Below are 22,338 nucleotides of genomic sequence, written 5' to 3'. Positions count from 1 at the left end.
TTATTATTTCTTATAATAATGGTCTGTTTTTTTAACGCCTTTAGGGAAAGCCTTTCTTATTGTATTTCTTAAAAATGCGTCACAACGCAAAAAAACATCTTTGACTTTCTGTTCAGGCCTTCCTCTAAATGCTGTAATATGAAATTTATCATTAATATTTAGTGGTTTCTCTGAAAAGTAGTAATTAGATACACAACACCTTTTTTTATCTATAGTAATAGGACTAACCGAGTGCCATGACTTGTCATGTGTAGCCATAACAATTAATCGGTTAAACTTACTTTCCAAAGTTATTTGTTTACCTGTAATACCTGAAGGCCATAATTCTAAGTTTCCCCCATCTTCAATTTTCCAATCAGGACTTACATAATAAAGTAAATTTAGAACTCGCCAATTTTCTCGATTTTTATCATGCGAATTGTCCAAATGTGGATTCAAGTAGTGATCTTTTCCCATCATAGAGATGCCACCGGCATATAGATTTGAGTCTGCTTTTAAGTTCAAAATACCTGTTATTTTTTCAATTAAACAAACTACCTCTTCGGAGTGAAACGCGAATGTTACCTCTTCTATTAGTTGATTATAATTATCTAATTGTGCCGCAATATATTTGTATTCGCGTAATGTTTTGTTTAACTTCATTGAATTAGAATTTGGAAAAGCGCTGTAAATATTTCGTGCTAAGTTATCAGGTAATAAATCATCTACTACAAAATAGCCAATATAGGGCTCATTTTCAGCAAATTGCTTACTAGCATCTTGTAAGGCTCGTTCTAATCTGACTTTCAGTAATTCTGCTATTTCATTTCTATTCATTTAAAAAAACCTTCTAAATTTTCATTTAGTTGTTTATTCCAATCGCTTTCGCTTATATTGAAATTCTTGTATAATTTATTACAATTTAATCTCGAGTTAGCAGGTCTTACTGCTGGCAGTGGATATTCTATTGATCGTATTTTAATTACTTGAGGAGCTTTATAGTTATCGTCAATTTTAGTAGCCACATTAAATATTTCACACGCTAACTCATACCAACTAACATGCGGATGACCTGAGTAATGGTATACCCCTGACTGTTCTCTAATCTGGTATTTTTTTGATATAATAATGATTGCATCAGCAATGTCGCCCGCATAGGTTGGGCCGCCAAATTGGTCGCCAATAACTCCCAATTTTTCTTTTGTTTTACCAAGTTTGAGCATAGTTTTCACAAAATTATTACCATGCTCACCAAATACCCATGAGGTGCGTAGAATTACGTTCTTGCAGCCAGTGTTTTGAATGGCTAGCTCACCTGCTAATTTACTTTTACCGTAAACTCCTTTTGGATTGGGCTTATCGGTTTCGTTATATGGCTCAGTTTTATTACCATCAAATACATAATCGGTTGATATATGGATTAATAACGCATCATTCTTTAATGCTTGTTCAGCTAAGTATTTTGGGCCGAGTTCATTAATGGCGAAACTGTTTTCAATGTCTGTTTCAGCTTTATCCACGCCCGTGTGTGCTGCGCAGTTAATAATAATGTCTGGCTGGATATCATCAATTTTTTTTACTACATCATCTTGAGAGGTAATGTCTAAAGCCTCTCTATCAAAACTATAAAGCTTAAATTCATCTTTTAGCCTTTCTAGTTTTTGAGACAATAAACAACCAACTTGTCCATTACTGCCCGTTACTAATACTTTATTTATAGCTTGAGGCATTACTTTACCTCGTCAATGATGCGGGTAAGATACTTACCGTATTCATTTTTTAACATCGGTTTGGCAATAGTCTGTAACTCTTGATTAGATAACCAACCATTACGCCATGCAATTTCTTCTAGGCAAGCCACTTTTAAGCCCTGCACATTTTCAATCGTTTGTACGAAAGATGAAGCTTCATGAAGGCTTTCGTGAGTCCCTGTATCCAGCCACGCAAAGCCACGACCTAATAACTCAACATTCAATGAGCCATCGTTAAGATACATTTCGTTAAGTGTGGTAATCTCAAGCTCGCCACGATTTGATGGTTTAACTTGTTTTGCCCACTCCACTACACGATTGTCATAAAAATAAAGCCCTGTAACCGCATAATTTGATTTTGGCTGTAAAGGTTTTTCTTCAATAGACAGCGCTTTAAAGTTTTCGTCAAACTCTACTACGCCAAAACGTTCTGGATCTTTGACTTGATAGCCAAATACTGTCGCTGATCCTTGCTCGGTTTTAGCTTTTGCATTTAATAGCTGCTCACTGAAGTGCTGCCCGTAATAAATATTGTCACCAAGCACTAAACACACTGAGTCATCACCGATGAACTCTTCACCGATAATGAAGGCTTGCGCTAACCCATCTGGGCTTGGCTGAATGGCATATTCAAGGTTAATGCCGTACTCACTGCCATCACCAAGAAGGCGCTTAAAGCCAGCTTGATCTTCTGGTGTAGTGATAATAAGAATGTCTCTGATCCCCGCCAACATCAGTGTGGATATCGGGTAGTAAATCATCGGCTTATCATAAATCGGTAACATCTGCTTTGATGTCCCGCGAGTTAGTGGGTATAAACGTGTGCCTGAGCCACCTGCTAAAACAATCCCTTTCATCATTAAACCTCAATTTCGCCTAAACGTTCACGTTGATAAGAGCCATCTTGAACGTTCTTACACCACTGTTCGTTATCCAAGTACCATTGGACTGTCTTCCTTAAGCCAGTTTCAAAGGTTTCGACCGGTGTCCAACCCAACTCTTGTTGCATTTTGGTTGAGTCAATGGCGTAGCGTCGGTCGTGACCAGGTCGGTCAGTCACGTAGGTAATTTGCTCGCTATATTTGGTCTCTTTAGGCACTAAGGCATCTAAAATCTCACAAATAGTTTGTACCACTTCTAAGTTTTGCTTTTCGTTGTGGCCACCAATGTTATAGGTTTCGCCAACCTTACCTTCGGTTACTACTTTATATAAAGCGCGGGCATGGTCTTCTACATAGAGCCAGTCACGAATTTGATCACCTTTGCCATAGATAGGTAAATCTTTGCCTTCTAATGCATTTAAGATAACTAATGGTATCAGTTTTTCTGGAAAGTGGTAAGGGCCGTAGTTATTTGAACAATTGGTCACAATGGTTGGTAAGCCGTAGGTACGTAACCATGCGCGTACTAAATGATCACTTGAGGCTTTGGACGATGAGTAAGGGCTTGAGGGTGCATAAGGCGTTGTTTCTATAAACATGGGAAGTTTAGTACCAGTTGGTACTTCATCAGGGTGAGTTAAATCGCCATATACCTCATCGGTTGAAATGTGATGGAAGCGGAAAGCTTGTTTTGAAGCATCATCCAACTTATTCCAATATTCACGGGTCGCCTCAAGCAGTGTATAAGTACCAACCACGTTGGTTTCAATGAACGCCGCAGGGCCAGTAATTGAACGGTCAACATGAGACTCAGCAGCCAAGTGCATTACGGCGTCAGGTTTGTAAGTATTGAATACACGGTCTAATTCAGCGCGGTCACAGATATTGACCTGCTCAAATACATAACGCTCACTCGAATCAACTGAAACTAACGATTCCAAATTACCTGCATAAGTCAAGCAATCAACGTTAACTACAGAATCTTGGGTGTTTTGAATAATATGACGTACAACTGCAGAGCCAATAAAACCTGCGCCACCTGTAACAAGAATTTTCACAAAAAGAGCCTATTCCTATAATTTATTTTAAATTTATTTGAATGAAACATTCACAATTCATAATGTGAATGAAAAAAGTATATTTGATGTTTTAGAAAAAGTTATGGCCTGTTAAAGGCACAAGTCATTGATATAGTGTATATTTTCTTAATCGATAATGCCCATTATCGTGCATTATTTATATTTTGATATTTTTTAAAATATTTATTAATATCATTTGTAATAATTATTATTTTTTAATTAATTTCGATATTAAAAAAGTGCTAAGATAGGCATTTTTTAAGTTTCAGGCAGGCTACCGCAAGGATACACATCTTTATGTAAAGACCAAATTCGCATCCTGCGTTCATAGTGTGAACCGTACCAAATTAGACTATGTAAATATATAAGAAATATTCTTAGTTAATGAAAAAAATTTTTTTAACTATTTTCATTTGCAGTAAAATGCCTAATCAACACCACCAGTACTCCGAGCATCCCACCTAACATAGCCCCTAACACACAAATTAATGCACGTTTAGGTTTTGCCTTCAGTTCAGGTATTACTGCCGGGTCAAGTGTTTTAAATAAATACTCAGGACTTGCATTCGCAAGCATGATGGTTTCTGTTTGTGATTGAATTAGCTCAAAAAATCCTGCTTGTAAATCAGCTAGCTGTGTTGCTTGTATTTGTTCTTTTAGATAATCAATGGAACGCTGTGCTTGGGCGACATCTTGTTCACGGATGGTGTTGTTAATCTCTTGCACTAACCAGTCTACCCACTGCTTTGCTACATATGGTGAAAAGTGTTCTACCGATATCGTCACAAAACTCGACTCTTTGTCTTGTGAGACAGATAATAAGCCCTTAAATACTTCGTGCGCTTCCTGTACTGATGGTTCAGGCGTCCGTGGAGCATCCACTTCACGTAACCACTCCTTATTATCTACATCATAGACGTCACTATTTATGAGGACGGTATTTGAACCCGAATTCCACCCTTTTGCCGCCATCAAATCGACCATTACTGGATACTTATTCACAAACTCCGCAAAAAAAGCCCTAGATTTGAGCACTTCGATACCCATCGTTGTTTTATCACCGCCACCACCAGGTAGTGATACCCCAGCTAATGACGCTAAACCACCAAATTTACTTGCCAGTCCGCTCATGCCACCACCATCTGCTCCTACTGGCGCTAATAGTGCTTCTGAGCGATAAATATTTGGCATGGATAGCGCAAACACTACAGCTAATACACTCGCGATAAATGTCGTCCCGATAATGATTTTTTTGCCAGCCCATAGTGCGGTAAAGAGTTCTTTTAAATCGATTTCATCATCAGCATAGTGATTATGTTCTGGTGCTGGTTTTGGTGCTTGATTAGTAGGAGTTTGAGTATTCATATCATGCACTCCTATAGTCCACGTATTGCAGCGACTGCAACCGCGCTGTTATAGATAATCTGGGTAACTTGCTGCCATAAAGTTAAGTTGTTTTGTAAATTCACGTCTAATGGCACTACAATCGTGTCACCTGGTTGTATATTCGCACTATTAAATACAAACCAATCCGCTCTCGGTTTGATGATTCTACCGTCTGCGCGGATCACAAATACTTCAGAATCATCAGCAAACGTTGTGGTTCCACCTGCCATATTCAAATAATCATTGAGTGTATAGTTTGAATCAAACACATGAGCAGAGTTCATATGTACCTCTCCGATGATTTGTACAGTAGCCGGTTTTCTAGGAACATAGATAGAGTCATTTGCAAACAACACAACAGGGTCGCCTATACCTGATATCTGACCGACTAAATCTATTGCCACTCGGCCTAGGCCATCTTCGGCTGTTTCATCGACAATTTGTGTTAACTTGGTTAAATCAGGTGTCGCTTGTTGTACCGGTAATGTCGATGACATCGCCTTACCAGCCATCGCAATTTCTAATTGCTTGGTCAGCATTTTTTCCATGCGTTGGATTTCTCTACGCTGGGATACCGCAACAGAATCTCGCAAAAACACAGTGGCTCCTGGATACGCCAAATCCGTAAATCCGCCAGCACGCTGAATCACCTCAGCTATCGTTTCACCGTCACGAATCAAATAACGTCCAGGAAAAGTAAACTCACCGGCTAACGTCACATACTGCTTTTCATACCACTCAGGGATACGTTGAATTTGTAAATTGTCTTTCGGTTTTAGCACCGTTTGATTATTCGCTAATTCATATTCCAAAGGGACTCGAACTGTCACACGTTCTGCATTTGATTTGGTATCCGTCTCAAAACGTGAAATCTCAGCTTCTTGTAAATACGCTGCTTCTGTCAGACCACCTGCCGCATGAACTAACTCCGCAATACTCATATTCTCAGAATAAGGGTAAGTACCTGGGAAACGCACTTCACCTGATATCGTCACTAATAAGTTAGCCACGTCCTTGGTCACTTGCGCTTGTAATCGTTCGATAATCGGTTTCAGTGTCTCAGCACGATCTTGGTTTTTGCTAAATAGGTACAGCGTATCTTCAGCTTGTAAGGTCAGGGCTAATTTATCAGCACTTTGTAGATCTAACGTTTCGGTCGAAAGCTCTCGTGCACTGTTTGTTCTCACTAACACCGCATAACCCGATTCTGCTTCTAGATTTAAGTTGCCCGCTGCGGCTAGTAACTTTTCGACAGTCATGCCATTGATAAACGGATATGCGCCAGGCTGATTTACTGGACCAGTCACAGTGACAACGTTAGCTGGGGTATTCAGGCGCGTCTGTCCACGAAGTTGTGCTATGTCTGCTTTGATCAGACCATCACGCTCACCAGAGTTACTAAAAAACACTAATTTGTCACGTGGCGCTAATGGGATAGCTTTGCCATTTAGCACATCACGCATGGCGAACTGTTCGAAAAATATCTCACGTGTGACAGGCGTTTCACGACGAATTAATGCATAACCTAAATCAGCATTCGGTAATAAGTCTTTGACATCACTGATGATGTCACTCACTGTCATACCCGCTGTATAAGCATAGTTACCAGGACGGAATACATGACCTGTTACTGACACCACATCTTCTAAACTATCTAAGATTGAAAATACGCGAACAGTGTCACCGTTCACGAGTGTTTGATCCAGATTATCTTGCTTGGTTAAATCCACATCAATTACAGTACGTTGACCGTCGGTATCGATGCGATTCACTTTTGTGGCGGGTAAAAATGACGTCGGTAAAAAGCCGCCACTGAGTTGTACTAAATCAGCAAAGGTTTGCTCATCTTTTAATTCAAAAATGGCCGGGCGTTTGACTTCCCCTGAGATCCCCGCTGTACGACCCACCGGTGGGATAAAAATCACATCACCAGGTAACACACGAATATCATTACTGGTATCCCCAGATAGCATCAAATCGTATAAATCAAAACGACCAACAATCTCACCATTACGCTTTAACTGGATATCACGTAATGAACCGGTCTTTTTCACACCACCACTTACGAAAAGCGCATTGGTTATCGTAGATAGCGCACTAACTGTATAAGAGCCCGGACGATTTGCTTCCCCCAAGATAAAAATACGAATCGAACGCATCTCACCTAGGGTGGTGATCACATTTTGACCGATAGTGCGTTGCTTGACTTCTTCGCTGAGGTATTGCTTTAATTCTTGGAAAGATAAACCAGCGACTTGGAAAGGACCTAAATCTGGGACGTTGATCGTACCGCTTCTATCTACAACTAGAGTCACTTGGGTATTCGATTTACCGTAAAAATTCAGATTAATGTTATCACCAGGCCCGACAATATATTCTGCTGGCACAGGGATATCAGTTGCCGGAGCAAAGGTAGTCGGTGCACCTGCAAATAAATCATAACCAAACATCTTTAATGGTGGTTTAGCATTGCGAGATTCTTGTTTATCAGCCGTTGTTTCTTTTAGAGCTTCTTGGACGTCAGCTTCTGGTGCTTTGCCTTGTGAAGTACTAGGAGCAATGGGTGTTACTACAGTGGGAGTAGTGATTTGCTTTGCACTACCTACTGCACCACCCATCACAGCATTCAAATCCACACCGTATTGCTTGGCCAACGCTTCTTGCTGGGCCTTTGGTAGTTTTTTAAATTGTTCTAGCTGTGCAGGGCTAATAGTTTGTGCATTCACAGTTAGACTCACACTAGTAGTCAGTGTTAAGCCCACCATGGCTGTAGCCATCATAAAACGAGATAACGAATTCAAAGGTTTACTCCCACCTATGTCTAATATTTATGTTATTTAGCGTATTTGTTCTAAAACCAATTGTTGGTTTAAAAAAGGCAGCCACTGTTCTATCTGAATAGGCTGACCTTTGCTATTTGTTCTTACCTGTACGGTATGCTTTACTTTGCCCTGGCACTCTTGGGATTGACCAAAAGGCACGTACTGCCAAGGTGTACATTTGAGCGTCGCATAATTGACGTCGCCTAGCTTAATTTGTCGATATATGTGTGTTGTTTTAGCTGAATCTGCTGGTACTGCTAGTTCTGGTGATAATGTTTGGTCAGTACTTGGCAGTATCTTTATATCAATCTGGTAATCTAGCGCACGACCAGCAATGTCTGAGATAAAATGAATACCCGTAAATGAAAAGTCCACATATCCATCGTTCTCTGAAGTAAACCGCATTTGTCCATCAGTGGTGTTGTTTACCCTCTCTACCGTCCCAAAAACCGTATAAGCACCGATGCTTAGCTGCCAGCGTTCTGGTTTATCAGACAACGCATATCGTACCGTTTCGACAAAGGGTAACGAAACATCATATGCCCCTTCACCTAGATTCCCAGTAGATGAAGTACACCCCTGAGTTAACAAAGTGATTATAAGAGCGAAACTAAACCAGATTATTTTATGGGTCATTTTGTGAATTTGAACATCTTAGTCATCTTGGTCATTTTGCTCGTCCTAGGCATCTTGGACATTTTGGCCATTTTGCTCTTCTTGCTAACCTTGCTGTTCTTGTTGCAAATCACCCTGACCGGATATTCACAGTTCGCTAGTTGAGCGCAACACACTTATTGGAAGAGACTAGGCCTCACATCTCGGTGTTGCCACCACAACGTGCCTTTTTGAGCACTGAGCATCGCCCCATTATTGCGATTCAAATCCCCAATTTGAGAGGTAAATCGTGTTTTTATCCGTGAGCCTGTCACAGAGCCTAATGGTATGCGTAAAAACAAGCCCTTATCAGAGAAGTGTTGTTTGGTGCCATTGATGCGTTTTTGGGTATCTGTCGCCCAAATACCAAACTGCCAACCGTTCGCAAAGGTTCTTCTAAGCTCCAAACGTATGCCAGTATCTTCTGCTAAGAATCGTCCAGCATGTACAGCGGCATCCAGATTATATATCGGCAATGACCAATATCCAGATATTAAAGCTGCCGTACTTTGGATATCACTGAGCTCAAACGTACTATCGATTTCGCGTAAGCACGTATGAGAAAAAGACGCACCCACTGCGATACGTGACAACCAAGGCTGGTACAGCAACTCACCGCTGAACCCTACGTGGTTCATATCTAAGTAACCAACCTCGGCCTGATAATGCAAATGCGCCACATCAGAGTACAACTGAGTCACATGGCTATCCGTAAATTTCACTGATGCACTGGCCAAACGATGGTCACTCGCCATAAACCGTTCTTGTAACTGGCTGTTCACCGGGATGAGACCGTCTGCGCCAAGCTGAGCACCTGCAGTGTCTTTCGAGAAATTATCTGCCAAATCCACTTGGTAACTTGCTTGGACTGACCAATTTCGGGTCAATGCCCAATCCATCTCTGCAGATGCAAATAATTGGTAAGCCATCTTAGTATTTGTAGCTGCTGCAGTACCATCCATAGCTACTGTAGTAGCATCACTTTCATTAGATAGTGCTGTGTTGTCTATTTGTGATGGCGTTTGCGGTAACCATAAACGATTATCGAGATGGATAGTAAACTGCGGACCTTGGGTCAAACTGTTTTTATTCACCCATGACAGCGTATCATTCGTGACGGGCTGCAACTGCGTAGGTCTCGCTGAAGTAAGCTGTGTATAGTTAGCAGCTTGGTTTACTTTATGCGACTTAGCAATAGGTTTTAGAAACCGATGCAACAAATGCCCTTGGTGCTCTATCACATATTCAATATCGTCAAATTCTGTCGCATAACGTGCACTCAGTACACTATGTGCACTCGCCACAGCATCTGGCCAATGGCTGTAACGGTTTTGTTGTACGACAAGTTGTAAGCGTTTATCCGTGATCTGTGCCACTGACGTGTTTACCGAGATATACGACAGTAAACTTTGGATAGCTAAACGCTTATCTTCATTCGCTTGTGCGCTGGACAGTTTGATAAAACTCGAGCTGGAAGCACCTTCACTGCTAAAACCCAACGCATTGGGATGTAATTGCGTATTTAACCGCTTTTTACTATCCAGTGTGATACTCACACCGAAACCGAGATTCTGCTCTGCAGAATGCGTCACACTAAACGCAAGATTAGGCGTCACTTGCCAACTCGCCCCTACTTGCCAATCAGCCGCGTGATAGCGAGCCTGGTAAGTATCACTATAAGACGTCGTATTCGCAAAGACTGTCACCCGTTCTTTAATAAAATGGTGTGAGGCTTTGGCGAACCAGCCATCTAAGCTGGCCCCTGTGGCCCAACCTAACTGCACCGCAGAATGCCCTAAGCTATATCCAGCCTGCATAAACTGAGAACGTTCATCCGCAGTATCTAAAAAATCTTTCACACCGACCACGAGATTCGGCAGGCTATTTTGTGCCTTGACGATTTCGGTACTGGCATTGTATTGGTAACTTTGCGCATCTTGGTTGTACGCAAAACCTAAATGTAACCACGGTGCTGCTTGGTAATCGACCTGCGTTTGCTTACCTACTGCAGTATCACTGATAGATAACCTAAACTGGCCATCGGTCGCTTGGACGGTCTGTGCATGCCCTAAACCAGAGTGCCCTAATGATAGTGATGATAAGAAGAACAAGACACTAAAACAGACCCGATTTTTGCTGATACTTAATGTCTTTTTGCGCATTAATCTTGGGCCGAAGTCTGGTCTGCGACCTCTGCTTTTAATGCTGAAATTTCCGCTTTTAACAGATCGTATTCAGCCATTTTGGTTTTTAAAAATTGTGCCGTTATTTCACCTTTTTCGACCACACCACGCGGGGTAATGAAATAAGAATAGGATTTTTTGTTGTCGGATTTGATGAAGTTTTCAACTTTAATGAAACCCTTTTCCACTAACGCCTTCACACAATAGTTCACACTACCCAAGCTCACCCCTAAATTTTTTGCCAGCTCACGCTGACTCGCATTAGGATTGTGCTCAATAGCTTTTAAAACTTTGTATTTAACAAACTCGCGTTGAGTAGGAGACACGTCTAACGTCCTTATTTCGATGCAAAAGAAGTGAATTATTTTGTTTTAGGTAGGCTACCGCAAGGAAGTACATAAATACTTCCTTGTATTTACCCTCCGAGGAGGAGTTTTTAATTTTTTTCGAAATTAAGCAGATGTTATGACCAAAAAGAAGTCGCCAAATAAATGCTTACTGTTCATGTATTGAACTATAACAAAATCGCTATAGTCCGGCTATAAGAAAAATTCTTATTTTTAGTAAATATTTTGCAAAAGTGATCTTTTTTGCAATAAACCCTTTTTAACAATAATTAGCTAAGAATTTTTTATCTGTTCTATCCATAAATAATTAGACGCTATCCAAGAACTTAATCCCTGCTATTTTAACCGCCATTACTCTCTTTTTCGTATTTGCCACTTATGCCATCTTTTCCATATTTGGCATAGGCATCACGTAGCCGTGGTAAGTTTTGTTCGATATAGGCCAACGACAAACGGTCAAAATCAAAGTAACGCCCTTGCATCTGTGCTAAATAGCCGGGACGGTAAGCACGGTTCACAAAGATCTGATTGGTCCCTTTGTAGCTAGATGTCCCTAGACCATAAGACCACCGCTCTCCCATACGCACTTGGTAACCATGTTCTGCAACTGACATGTTTTTGCGCGTCCCCAGCGGAATAGTAAAGCCAATGCCTTTGATACTCACATCCGTCTCACTCATCCACACACTGAGTAAGGAATCACCCAAGTGCGTCGACAAGCCCAGCGTGTAACCGCGGTCACCACGCCAAAACTGGCCAGCTTCGGCGTACATACTGATATCTAAGACCGGCAGGAAATGACGGTATTGGGCGGTATATACATAACGATTAGGACGATTCGCTAAGCGCGAGTCAAGATACGCATAGTGATAGCTCAAACGATGACGGCCATCTAGTGACTGCCATCCCGCTTGGAAGGTCGCCACGTTGTGTTCTTCGTTGTATTGTTGTTTTGCTACACCCACGCTCCCAGCAACATAGATGTTGTAGGGCAGTTGGTAGGTCTGTCTAAGAAAGAGGTTTTTAAGCCCCGTAGGTTGTCTATATTTCCACAACGCTCCCCCTAAATCAAAATCAGAAGACTGTGAAATCTTAATATCATAGTCTGCTGATACCTCAGCTCCTTTCCACAAAGGCATATGGATATTTGAACGGATGCTTAGGTTGATATCTGCCTGCCCGATTTCTGTACCGATAAAGTTTGGTAATATAGGATAGAACTTCACTCGCGGAGTAAACCATGGTGTGTTGTCTCCCCCTAGCCAATCAGCCGTCACTGCGGAGCGATCTTTTGGTGTCAGTGCGACAAACTGCGGATCGAGTGTCTTGCCCTCATAAAAATTCACAAGTTCTTGCATATTCACATTTAAACGCAACGTCGGGATCTCATATCGAGACAGCGTAAAATCCAAGTTCGTAAAATAACCGGGTAACTGACTTGCGGCCATGCCGAGCACCACACCAATTGCATCCATCTGGTTGCGGTTGTACAGCGAGTTCTCAACACGCACTAAAATTTGGGTATCACGTGCCCCGACCCATACATTTTCAAAACCATGATCGGCTAATGCGTCTTTCAATTTTGTCATAGCGACGACGTTATCGTCATAATGCTGACTTTGTGTAAAATCGATATGTTTGGGTGTATATGTCCCGTAATCACGGTCACTCAGAAACCAGCCGAAACTATCAGCTAACTTTTGTGTTTCATAGTTTTGCTCATCTAGACCTGAATCCAGTCCCTGAAATAAATTCGCTCGAATCCCCACTTGGTAAAACACTTTGTCGTTGCCTGTGCCAGCATCGTAATCACCCGTAATGATAGAGCCATATACTTGGGCTTGGTTAGCCAACCAAGACTTTGGCGTTTTAAATTTAATCGCCGCTGCGTTATTCACGCCATCATTTTCTGCTTGGAGTTGTAACCATTCAAATGGTTGGTATTGGATCCCGTAGAAACCACCTTCGTAACGTTTTGCAGTGCCACCTATTGTTGAACGAAACTCTCCTGTTCCCACTGTAAAACGAAAATTTCGCCAATCCTTACTCGCCGCCACAAAAATACTGTCTAAATGATTCGTTATCCCACCGACATCTTGATAGCCCGCAGCTAGACTGAACCATTCTTTTGGGATAAACGTTGCTTGGTATTTGAGGTTTGCTTGTAAATCCGAGCCTGTATCAAAATCGCCACCAGAGTTCCGTATGGTTGCTTCAAAACCAGGAAACGGACTGGCTGTTAACGACAACACATTACCGTCTTGATACAAACCATCAGAGGTACCATTGCGGTAAGAACCATTATCGGTCAAAGTCGCATATGACCAGTGAAGCTCACCAAACTGGATCGCATTGGCAGTAGGGACGTTGATTAACCCACCAAACCCTTGGACATTGACATCCGTATCTACTTTTATACTCTTTATGTTTGCCATATCTTCTGCATGCACATTGTGTATACCACACACTGCGCCAAGCGTAATGGCCAGAAAAGTCTTCGATGTCTTTTGGATAAAGGATTTCATAAGCACTCTTTTGGTTACTTTGTTTGGGGTTACTTTTTTTGGGTTACTGTTTAAAGTGTTTGTTAAGCGTTCTTTATCAATGTGTTTGTTCTCAATGTATTTTATGCCTCATAATAAATAGCACATAAAAAAAGGCTCAGAAACTGAGCCTTTTTAGGTGTTATTTCACACTGTTTGGTAACAACAGCCGTGGGGTATTAGATACCGCCACCACCTGTGCCACCTGTACCACCTGTACCGCCAGTACCTGTACCTGCATTACAATCGTAAACGATTGGAGCCACTTCATCATTACCATCCGCTAAGATTTGTACTGAGAAGTCTGGTACGCCAGCAATGCCAGAGTTTACGTTTACATCGTAAGTAGCACCGCCAACTAAGTTAGCTAATGCAAAATCACCGTTGCTCACGTGATTTGCAGTAACAAACGCATCCATAGAGTCTGCTTGACGATATGTCACAACAGCATTGGTGTCTGCTGTAAATACCGTGTCATCACCTGTACATGTAGCAGTGATGTTTAGGTTCTCACTGACGGTTGTACCTGGAGCAACTAAGCTGACGTTCACAGAGCCACAAATGTTAGCTCCGTTGACTTGTGCCCATGCATTACCAGAAGCGTCTTTCACTGTGATGTTCGCCGTTTCAGAAGCTGATTGTGTATCGTCAAACGATAATGTCGCTTGGGCTGCACTTAATGTATCAATCACTGTACCAGAGATAGAACGTGTCATGTTGAACACTAAACCATCTACCGCAGCATCACCTGTGAAGTTCACAACAGAAGCTGTCGCACACAAGTCATTTGCTACCACGTTACCCGCTACGAAAGTCGTTAAGTGATCGATTTGGAATGTACCAAGATAGAAACCGTTATTTAAAGCGCCGACTAATACCGTGCTGGTTTCATTTGCCCATACACCTGTTTCTTCGTCATATGATTTAAGGGCGAGTTGGTCGCCTTCCATCACATCACGGTTTGCAGGAATGTTCATCGTCACTGTGATAGGTGCAGAGAATTTCTTAATCGCGTTACCATTTTCATCAGTAAAGTTAATGATTGTTGCAGCGACAGGAACAAATACATCTGTAGATGTGCTGTCTTGTAAACCTGCCGGTAATAAATCAGCAATAGCTACTGCATCAGCGCCGCTATCATCAGAATCAATCGCAACCACTTGGAAAGTAATGTTAGAACCAGAAATTGGGTTACCGTTTGCGTCTTGCAAGATAACTCCTGCAGGTACCGTTACAGTAGAAGCACCAGAGGTTGCCGCAGCAGCGATAACCACTTCCGCAGCTACTTCACCGCCTGCTACTGTAGCCGTTTCTTCAACAACCTGAAGACCAGGCGTCGTTTCTGAGATAAGAGAGAACGCTAAACCGTTTTCTGCACTCGCGTTAGCGATATCAAACACAGTAGTTTGGTCTAGGTAACCGTCTGCTTCGACTAAGATAGTCACCGCATCAATCGCAGTTAAGGTATCAAAACCAAATACAAAAGAACCGTCTGCAGAAGCGATTTCACTGACACGAGTAAATGTATCATTTAATAGACGAGGCTCAATTGTTGGGCCGCCGTTGCTTAAAAACGTTAATGTCGCACCAGGAATCACATTACCTGTATTTGCATCAATGACGTTACCCGTTACTTCAACAGCAATCGTTGGTGCTACAGGCGGTGGTAAAACAACATCTGGAATGTTTGGGGCATCAACACCACCACCAAAACAACCGCCAAGGCCGATGGATGCGGCGAGCGCGATAGCAATGTGTGAACGTTTGAATTTCATATACAGGTTCCTTTTGAATAAGTATAAGTATAAATTTAGAAATTAGTTTGCAGATAGTTTAGAAGCATTTAAAAAAATTGCAATAAGAAAAAGGCTTAGTTTTTGAACGGCTACCGCAAGGCAGAATTCTGATGTAGATTTCTTCCTTGATAGATTTTACCTAGGGTTCTTTAATACCCATTGAGTTTGTAAGACTCCGCTTACATACCTAAATTTTTAAAAATAATAACAGAGCAAAATGCGTAATTCAAATTTAATCAGTGACCGTAAATTCGTTATTTTCTAATTCAATCAGCACCGGCTTATTTAATAACTGAATTAATAACAACGCACGGTTTTCGCCTTTGGGTTCTTGGTAAATCGCTTGGATGTTGTTGTAAGCAGGAGTGTCTATCAACACTTTTACGCCTTTGCTAGGCACTTTTTTGTCGACACTGACGACTGTTTCCAGTTCTCTAAAGGTACTGATCAGTTTGTTTGGGACCTTCTGGTAGTCTTTGCCTGATTTGACAAACCCGATCACACCTCGCGTAGAGCGCACCGATGTAAAGTTATGCACACCGTGGTCCAGCTCCGCAAAGACATAATTAGGAAAAAGTGCTTCTTCGACCACTTGGCGTTTGCCCCGTAAGACTTTGGTGATATTTGCCTTTGGGTAGAACGCAGTAATGCCTTGATTCGCCAAATGCATGACCGCACGACCTTCTTCTTTGGCTTTGACATAGAGCAAATACCAGATTTTGCCGGTTGGGCTATTCAACAGATCTGCAGAAGATGATTTAGCGGAATGGTTAATCGACTTTATTTCAGGGGATGCGTTTTTAGAAGTCGTGGTGGTCATTCTTCGGCTCCTACAAGCAAAACAGGTATTACTATATCAGTAAGCGATATATGTGGTAGAACTGGCTTATCTTTTTACACAACACTATAAAAATCGTTTTAAACAGTAATTTAAATAGCGCTTTAGATAACGCCTTAAAAATTGGCAGGGGCGGAGGGATTCGAACCCCCAACCATCGGTTTTGGAGACCGCTGTTCTACCAATTGGAACTACGCCCCTGCAACAAGACACGCATTATACAAGCCAAAAGTGAAACGGCAAGCAAAATATTGTCTCGATGGGCGATATGATAGGTGGATATCTTAATTACCGGCCATAACTGTAGGATAATACCTATAGGTTAATAACCATAGGATGGTAACTATAGATCATTAACTATCGGGCATAAGTGTCGACGAATCACTATTGAGTCACTTTTATCGGTTATTAGGTTTAGGTTATCGGCTATCGGTGATCAGGTTTAGGTTATCGGCTATCGGTTATCAGGTTTGGGCTATCGGTTATCAGATTTGGGTTGTGGATTGTCGGCTATCTGCTTTGGACTAAGGCTTTACGCCAAGTAAACAACCCATGGACCGAAAAGCCAACATAGCTCACAAACAACAAACTAGAAAAATACAACTCATATGAATAATACAACACCACCGCAGCACTATTAATCACAATCCAATAATGCCAGTTATGGTAGATTTTGTGTGCCACCATATACGTAGCCACGACACTAAAAACCGACACATAGGCATCTAAGCACAGGGCCAATGAAAGCGGAGTAGCAGCATCTAGTCGTAACCAGACCAACACAGCCCCTATTAGCGCAGAAGAGCAGATAACAATGGACTGCTTTGGGGCTGACCACTGCTGAATGCCCAAAGCCGAAGCGTGCTCCTGTTTTGGTTCATCAACCCCTTGTTTACCCTGCCCTCCCGTCCATTGCCAGTAACCGTAGCCGGCCATGACCATGTAATAGGCATTTAGTAACATACTAAACAGCAGTGACACATCCCAAAATACATACGTAAATAAGGCTGTAGAGATAAACCCACAGGCCCAGCACCATACATTTTGGCGCCCGACCAAATAGATATACGCTAGCGCAAACACCACCGCCCCCAGTTCAGCACTAGAAGCAGCACTGAACTGAGTGAGGATGTGTTGGAACACACCAGTTAGGGTATTGCTCGCACTAGCTTCTGTCATGGTATTTTCACCGAAATAAGCTGACCTAATTTATCGAACGTGATTGATCAAACCGAATGTTGATAAACGATTCATGACAACCTAAAAAGAATAACTTGCCGTCACCGCAAAACGACGTCCGTTACCCCATTGGTAATAAGGTTCTGGCGTTTCATAGTAATCACGAGGATCATTGCTAAAACCACCAAAGCCACGGACATAATACGTTTTGTCTAACATGTTCTTGACAGAAAACTGTAATTCAATGTCTTTGTACTGATAACGCGCACTGGCATTTAGCAGCGCATACGCTGGGTTTTCTACATCATGCCCATCAGAAAAACGATGACGACTGCGACCTTCCACTTGGACATTTACTCCCCACGCATCTGTTAACTGCAGATCACCAAAAACACTGTAGGTCATTTTCGGTGCCTGGGCAGCATCTTGTTCGCTGATGACTGTGCCATCGGCTTGGGTATAGCCTGAGTAAGTCGCATCGAGTAAACCGATATTTGCTCCCAATTGGGTAGCAGCATTAGGTTGCCATGCCCACTCGAGTTCTACCCCACGATTAGTACCGTTATCCGCATTCGCAATCACATCAATAAACTCAGTGACATTGGCATCATTCACAAACGTCGTAAAGTCCGAGATTTGTGTGTTTTTGCGCTGCATATAAAACGCGGTTAAACGGAGTTGGGCATCAGCAAAACGACGTTTTACCCCGACTTCATAGTTCCAATTATACTCTGCCGCAAAAATACGCTGATTATCCGCGACCCGTTGGTCAGGGTTGAAACCACCCATCTTATAACCTCGACTAATCGATGAGTACACCGTATTGTCGTTACTTTGGTAACGCAGCGCGATTTTACCGCCGATGAGTGTATCGTCATTGTTTTCAGTAAAACCCGAATTATCCGCATAATAAATCTGGGCGCGTTCTACTCGTAACCCCGTTTCCAAGGTCACTTGTGGTGCGATTTGCGCATCAACTTGACCAAAAATGGCTAACTGCTCTGGCTCATACACCGACGTGAAATTTGGATCAGCATACGTATATGTTCTCTCCAATGCCTCTTCTGATGCTTTATAAAACGCGCCAACGACCCACGCTGTGGCCAAATCAGTATCGTGGGAGGTGCTTGATGCTAATGGGGTTTGGGCTGAGGCTTGGGCTGAGGTTTGGGTAGGAGACGCCAAGCGATGTGAACGGGCTGTGAACTCCAACGTCGCTGTATCGCGCTCACGCTCGTATTGGTCCACTGACGCATATTCCCAAGGGTGAAAACCAGGATAGGTCCAGTCTTCGTCGTACGCATAGTCTGACTCTGAGTGGATTTGACCTGCATGTAATGAGTATGTACCCCAATCTCCAGACACTGCATACTTTAACGCGACGCCAGTGGCTTGGCTGTCATCTTTGCCTGGCTGGTCAGATAACGTGACATTGTCGTTGTCCAAAGAAAAGGCATCATAACCATTATTAATATCCAGTTTTAACGCTTGGAGGGTCAATACACCGTCATCGCTGGTATCCATCTCCAATGTAAAGCGGCCAGCGGATTCATTGATATTGTTGGTATCATCAGTTTGCAAATATGCATTGCGCACAAAACCATTATTTTGCACTTGTGAAAACGCGCCACGGAAACGTACCGAATCGTTCAGCGCTTGACCATAAGCAGCTTTAACTTCGAGCTGGTTGTCTTGGCCCAGTGTTAAACTCACATCACCACTAGCCTCTTCGGTCGGTTGTTTTGATACGATGTTTAACACACCAGCTAGCCCAGATGTACCATACGCAGTGGCTTGTGGGCCACGCAGCACTTCTACTTGTGCCACATCCAACAACACCCCCAAAGACCCTAAACCAGACACATCCCAGCCATCTAACATGATCCCCACAGAAGGATTAACTGGTTCACTGAATTGACTGCGCTCACCGATGCCACGGATCTGCACAAACTTGGCGCGTGATGCCCCCGAAGTCAAACTCACGTTCGCGGCAGTGGCTAAGATATCTTCTAAATGCGCTGCGTTGCGTAAATCGATTAAACTTTCGTCAATAATCGTCGCAGAGTTGGCGATTTCATCAACGCCAAGACCTGATAAGTCACCCGTTACAACAAGGCGCTCAATGCTTTGAGTTGAATCTTGTGTGGTTGCTAGGTTGGGTAATTGTGCAGCATTTTGCGGTTCTGATACTTGCTCTGTCGCAGACGTGTTTTGTGCGAGTACAGACGTACTCGTTAAACCAAACGTACTTATCAGTACAAGATGTATAAGAGAAAATTGATTTTTCATAAAAGGATCGCTTTTTGTTGTTCTGCTCAATACAGATAAGTTAACAATAAGAGAACCGGAAGAAAAAACGGCAGGTAATGATGAAGCGCTTTGCAGTGTGGGTGTGTGCCAAAGAAAATGCACACCACCGAAAAACGATTTTCCTATTCCTACGCCGGCATTATCCGGATCAGGTTTCAGGGTTTCAATTGATCTCAGCCGTAATCATGATTACAGCACCCCTTGGACGGCGAGGAATATAGCGGAAAACACAGACTAGTGCAAGGTAACTAGGGTAAATACGTCTTTACGACAAGTGCCTGCATGTAAAATGTACTAAGGGAACAACCTTAGCAAAATGGATTACTGGAAATTTAATTAACGAGAATTTTTATTTACGAAACTGTTATTAACGTAACTTTTATTAACTTAACTTATATTAACGAGAGTTTTATTAACGAGCATGCGGTAGAGTTAACACAAACTCAATGTAATCTCCCCCATGCTCCGATATCTGAGGTTTTTGTGACTTGTTGCCCAAATGTACAGCTATGTGCCACTCATTTCGCTCACAAATATCGGCCACTATACCCAAACCCAAGCCATAGCCTGAGGTTTCTGCTTTTTTGTTATGGCGGACAAATTTAGTAAACATGGAACTACATTGTTCTTCGGTTAAGCCTTGTTGAGCATTTCTCATGGATAACACAAACCCTTGGAGATTTAATTCCCACTCCAATTCTATCCAACCATTGGCAATATTGTATTTGATCGCATTGGAAAATAAGTTGTCCAAGGTCATTCGCAAAGAAGTGGTATCAAACGTCATCGACAATTCATCGAACCGATTACTCAACACATCTAGTCGGATATTTGCATCGTAGCTTTTGGGCTGAAATACCAGCAAGGCATCATTGATGGGACCCAAAATATTCTGAGTCACGGGATCCAAAGTCAAACGCTGGTACGCTTTTAAGTTAAGGACGTGCTGCACTAACTCCTGCATACGGGCTGTGTTTTTCGCAATCATATCAATATGTTCTTGTTGCCCCGTCATTTGCGGCTCTTGTTGCAAGGTTTGTATCGGAGAGGAAATTAACGTCAAGGGGGTATTCAACTCATGCGAAATATAACTAAACAAGTCGGACTGCTCCGCTAGGCTCGTTGATAACTTTTTGTTCACACGCTCCAATTTGTCCTGACGCACAGCGATTTGGTCATGTAAGCGGTTAAAAAAACCAACCGCTACAATAAAAAATGCCAAGACACTGACCAACAACACCCAACTAGACATGGGAATGCTAAAGCCTTGATATAAACGCAATTCAACAGGAGCAGCAAATAGTTTACCTTGGTAGCTGGTGCTGAGTTCCCAAAAGCTAAATCCCCATGAGGTTAACGTTGACGAGGACCCTGCTGGAGTTGCTGACGAGGAGGCTAGCGGTGATATAGAAGAGGTAGCAGATGAAGATGGGGGTACTGATGGATGTGTTGCTGCATGTATTGATGGGACTGCCTCAGTCTGCTGTGATGTCGTGGACGTGGCATCATGTAACCACAAGACTTCGCCGTCAATGAAGCCAAAACCCATCGATAACGATTGCCCTAACAGGGCTTGATCCAAATAATTATAAATAGATTGGTGAGACAACAGTAACGCAATGACTAATTCTGGGGTATCAGAGGCGCGAGATACTTGATTCAATGAGAGTGCGTAGCCTCCTTCAATTAGCTTAAAACTATCCATAAATGTTTTGTTGTGTAGACCTAGATTCATATCTTGTGGGATCAGGCCTAAGGGCAAAATCTCGTCCTTTGGTCCTTGCCCAAGCAAGCCTTGCAAACGAGGGATATTGGACACATCCAACCCAATCACACTCTTCGTATGATTTGACATTGGGTGCACGAAAGTCGTCACAAAATTCCAAAGTTCAGGTGTTTTACGTATCAGAGTTGGCCGACTATCTGGCACGTTGCCTTCGGGGTAATATAATTCTTTTAGTATAAAATCAGCGGTACTGCGGGATTCGATATCTGCTTTTGACAAACGCTCAATCGTTGATAACATATAGATGAATTCATATGACTCTGTCAGTTGTTGTGCAAATGTCCTAAGGGCTTTTTCGGTAGGTCTGGGCTCTTGGGCCATGAAAGCAGAATATATATCAGCTAACTGCAAAGCACTGTTTTCTAGATCACCCAGCTCTTTTGCCAGAAGTGCCATGCGCGCATCTAAATTAGCCTGTGCTTTTTGTATATCCCCGATAACAATACCGGTCATCAAGCCCAACATAACAATAATCAAAGCATATAAACGGTAACGTTTGATCTGACTTAAAGCGGATAATGTTCTACTTGTTCTAGGCATAGGGGCTTCGCTGTTTATCCTCGACTGAACTAAGGGATTTGTCTGTCATGTTTTTGTATGTGCAGTTTTTTTTAGCTCTGGCAAAGATATCTTTATTTGCAATAGCTTTGTTTGCAATAGCTTCGACAGTGCTAAAGGTGCTTATCATCTTTACTAGCTTTATGGTGCTTTATGGTTCTGATAATACACACATTTGATACAGAGTTCGAGGTGTTCTGGCTCCGAGACGACTCCAAGATGGGTCTGCAGACAAACTGTGTTATC

Annotated in this window: 15 protein-coding genes, 1 tRNA gene and 1 riboswitch; all 16 genes read right to left on the bottom strand. The window is 42.4% G+C overall.

Annotated features, from left to right (window positions below; all coding sequences use genetic code 11):
• Positions 1–3 precede the first annotated feature (3 nt).
• A complete protein-coding gene (locus tag NLF92_RS09180; protein WP_254101079.1) occupies positions 4–816 on the bottom strand; it encodes a 2OG-Fe(II) oxygenase in 813 nt (270 codons plus the stop codon).
• A complete protein-coding gene (gene rfbD / locus NLF92_RS09175; protein WP_254101077.1) occupies positions 813–1,709 on the bottom strand; it encodes a dTDP-4-dehydrorhamnose reductase in 897 nt (298 codons plus the stop codon). The genes NLF92_RS09180 and rfbD overlap by 4 nt, the downstream gene beginning before the upstream one ends.
• Positions 1,709–2,587, bottom strand: coding sequence for a glucose-1-phosphate thymidylyltransferase RfbA (rfbA, locus tag NLF92_RS09170; RefSeq protein ID WP_254101113.1), 879 nt, complete (start codon positions 2,585–2,587; stop codon positions 1,709–1,711). Before rfbA ends, rfbD begins: the two co-directional genes overlap by 1 nt.
• Positions 2,588–2,589: 2 nt before the next feature.
• Positions 2,590–3,669 (bottom strand): dTDP-glucose 4,6-dehydratase, encoded by a 1,080-nt coding sequence (gene rfbB / locus NLF92_RS09165; protein WP_254101075.1) that lies wholly within the window; start codon positions 3,667–3,669, stop codon positions 2,590–2,592.
• A 420-nt stretch (positions 3,670–4,089) separates the two neighbouring features.
• The gene (locus tag NLF92_RS09160) at positions 4,090–5,055 is read right to left on the bottom strand and encodes a Wzz/FepE/Etk N-terminal domain-containing protein (protein ID WP_254101073.1); all 966 of its coding nucleotides are present in this window, start codon (positions 5,053–5,055) and stop codon (positions 4,090–4,092) included.
• Positions 5,056–5,066: 11 nt separating this feature from the next.
• Positions 5,067–7,877, bottom strand: a complete 2,811-nt coding sequence (locus NLF92_RS09155) for an SLBB domain-containing protein (RefSeq protein ID WP_254101071.1) — start codon at positions 7,875–7,877, stop codon at positions 5,067–5,069.
• Between the two features lie 36 nt (positions 7,878–7,913).
• Positions 7,914–8,534, bottom strand: a complete 621-nt coding sequence (locus NLF92_RS09150; protein WP_254101069.1) for a hypothetical protein — start codon at positions 8,532–8,534, stop codon at positions 7,914–7,916.
• 155 nt (positions 8,535–8,689) lie between these two features.
• Entirely contained in the window at positions 8,690–10,714 is a 2,025-nt protein-coding gene (locus NLF92_RS09145) for a YjbH domain-containing protein (protein ID WP_254101067.1), read from the bottom strand.
• Positions 10,714–11,076, bottom strand: a complete 363-nt coding sequence (locus NLF92_RS09140; RefSeq protein ID WP_349293224.1) for a MarR family EPS-associated transcriptional regulator — start codon at positions 11,074–11,076, stop codon at positions 10,714–10,716. The genes NLF92_RS09145 and NLF92_RS09140 overlap by 1 nt, the downstream gene beginning before the upstream one ends.
• A 347-nt stretch (positions 11,077–11,423) precedes the next feature.
• A complete protein-coding gene (locus NLF92_RS09135; RefSeq protein WP_254101063.1) occupies positions 11,424–13,607 on the bottom strand; it encodes a YjbH domain-containing protein in 2,184 nt (727 codons plus the stop codon).
• 197 nt (positions 13,608–13,804) lie between these two features.
• Entirely contained in the window at positions 13,805–15,400 is a 1,596-nt protein-coding gene (locus NLF92_RS09130) for an autotransporter outer membrane beta-barrel domain-containing protein (protein ID WP_254101061.1), read from the bottom strand.
• Positions 15,401–15,653: 253 nt separating this feature from the next.
• Complete coding sequence (rfaH, locus tag NLF92_RS09125) at positions 15,654–16,241, bottom strand: transcription/translation regulatory transformer protein RfaH (RefSeq protein WP_254101059.1); 588 nt, start codon at positions 16,239–16,241, stop codon at positions 15,654–15,656.
• A gap of 142 nt (positions 16,242–16,383) precedes the next feature.
• A tRNA-Trp gene (locus NLF92_RS09120) sits at positions 16,384–16,460 on the bottom strand.
• A 309-nt stretch (positions 16,461–16,769) separates the two neighbouring features.
• Positions 16,770–17,438, bottom strand: a complete 669-nt coding sequence (gene pnuC / locus NLF92_RS09115; protein ID WP_254101057.1) for a nicotinamide riboside transporter PnuC — start codon at positions 17,436–17,438, stop codon at positions 16,770–16,772.
• A gap of 81 nt (positions 17,439–17,519) precedes the next feature.
• Complete coding sequence (locus tag NLF92_RS09110) at positions 17,520–19,727, bottom strand: TonB-dependent receptor (protein ID WP_254101055.1); 2,208 nt, start codon at positions 19,725–19,727, stop codon at positions 17,520–17,522.
• Between the two features lie 128 nt (positions 19,728–19,855).
• A riboswitch (TPP riboswitch) is annotated at positions 19,856–19,960 on the bottom strand.
• 200 nt (positions 19,961–20,160) lie between these two features.
• The gene (locus NLF92_RS09105; protein WP_254101053.1) at positions 20,161–22,074 is read right to left on the bottom strand and encodes a sensor histidine kinase; all 1,914 of its coding nucleotides are present in this window, start codon (positions 22,072–22,074) and stop codon (positions 20,161–20,163) included.
• Positions 22,075–22,338 lie beyond the last annotated feature (264 nt).

The organism is Opacimonas viscosa, assembly GCF_024199005.1.
Classification (GTDB): Bacteria; Pseudomonadota; Gammaproteobacteria; order Enterobacterales; family Alteromonadaceae; genus Opacimonas; species Opacimonas viscosa.
This window is presented reverse-complemented; position numbering and strand designations above follow the sequence as displayed.

Coding starts and splice junctions, on each gene's coding strand:
- rfbA (WP_254101113.1), bottom strand. CDS start 2,587: ATGAAAGGGATTGTTTTAGCAGGTGGCTCAGGCACACGTTTATACCCA.
- NLF92_RS09150 (WP_254101069.1), bottom strand. CDS start 8,534: ATGACCCATAAAATAATCTGGTTTAGTTTCGCTCTTATAATCACTTTG.
- NLF92_RS09145 (WP_254101067.1), bottom strand. CDS start 10,714: ATGCGCAAAAAGACATTAAGTATCAGCAAAAATCGGGTCTGTTTTAGT.
- rfbD (WP_254101077.1), bottom strand. CDS start 1,709: ATGCCTCAAGCTATAAATAAAGTATTAGTAACGGGCAGTAATGGACAA.
- NLF92_RS09160 (WP_254101073.1), bottom strand. CDS start 5,055: ATGAATACTCAAACTCCTACTAATCAAGCACCAAAACCAGCACCAGAA.
- NLF92_RS09135 (WP_254101063.1), bottom strand. CDS start 13,607: ATGAAATCCTTTATCCAAAAGACATCGAAGACTTTTCTGGCCATTACG.
- NLF92_RS09105 (WP_254101053.1), bottom strand. CDS start 22,074: ATGCCTAGAACAAGTAGAACATTATCCGCTTTAAGTCAGATCAAACGT.
- pnuC (WP_254101057.1), bottom strand. CDS start 17,438: ATGACAGAAGCTAGTGCGAGCAATACCCTAACTGGTGTGTTCCAACAC.
- rfaH (WP_254101059.1), bottom strand. CDS start 16,241: ATGACCACCACGACTTCTAAAAACGCATCCCCTGAAATAAAGTCGATT.
- NLF92_RS09180 (WP_254101079.1), bottom strand. CDS start 816: ATGAATAGAAATGAAATAGCAGAATTACTGAAAGTCAGATTAGAACGA.
- NLF92_RS09110 (WP_254101055.1), bottom strand. CDS start 19,727: ATGAAAAATCAATTTTCTCTTATACATCTTGTACTGATAAGTACGTTT.
- NLF92_RS09130 (WP_254101061.1), bottom strand. CDS start 15,400: ATGAAATTCAAACGTTCACACATTGCTATCGCGCTCGCCGCATCCATC.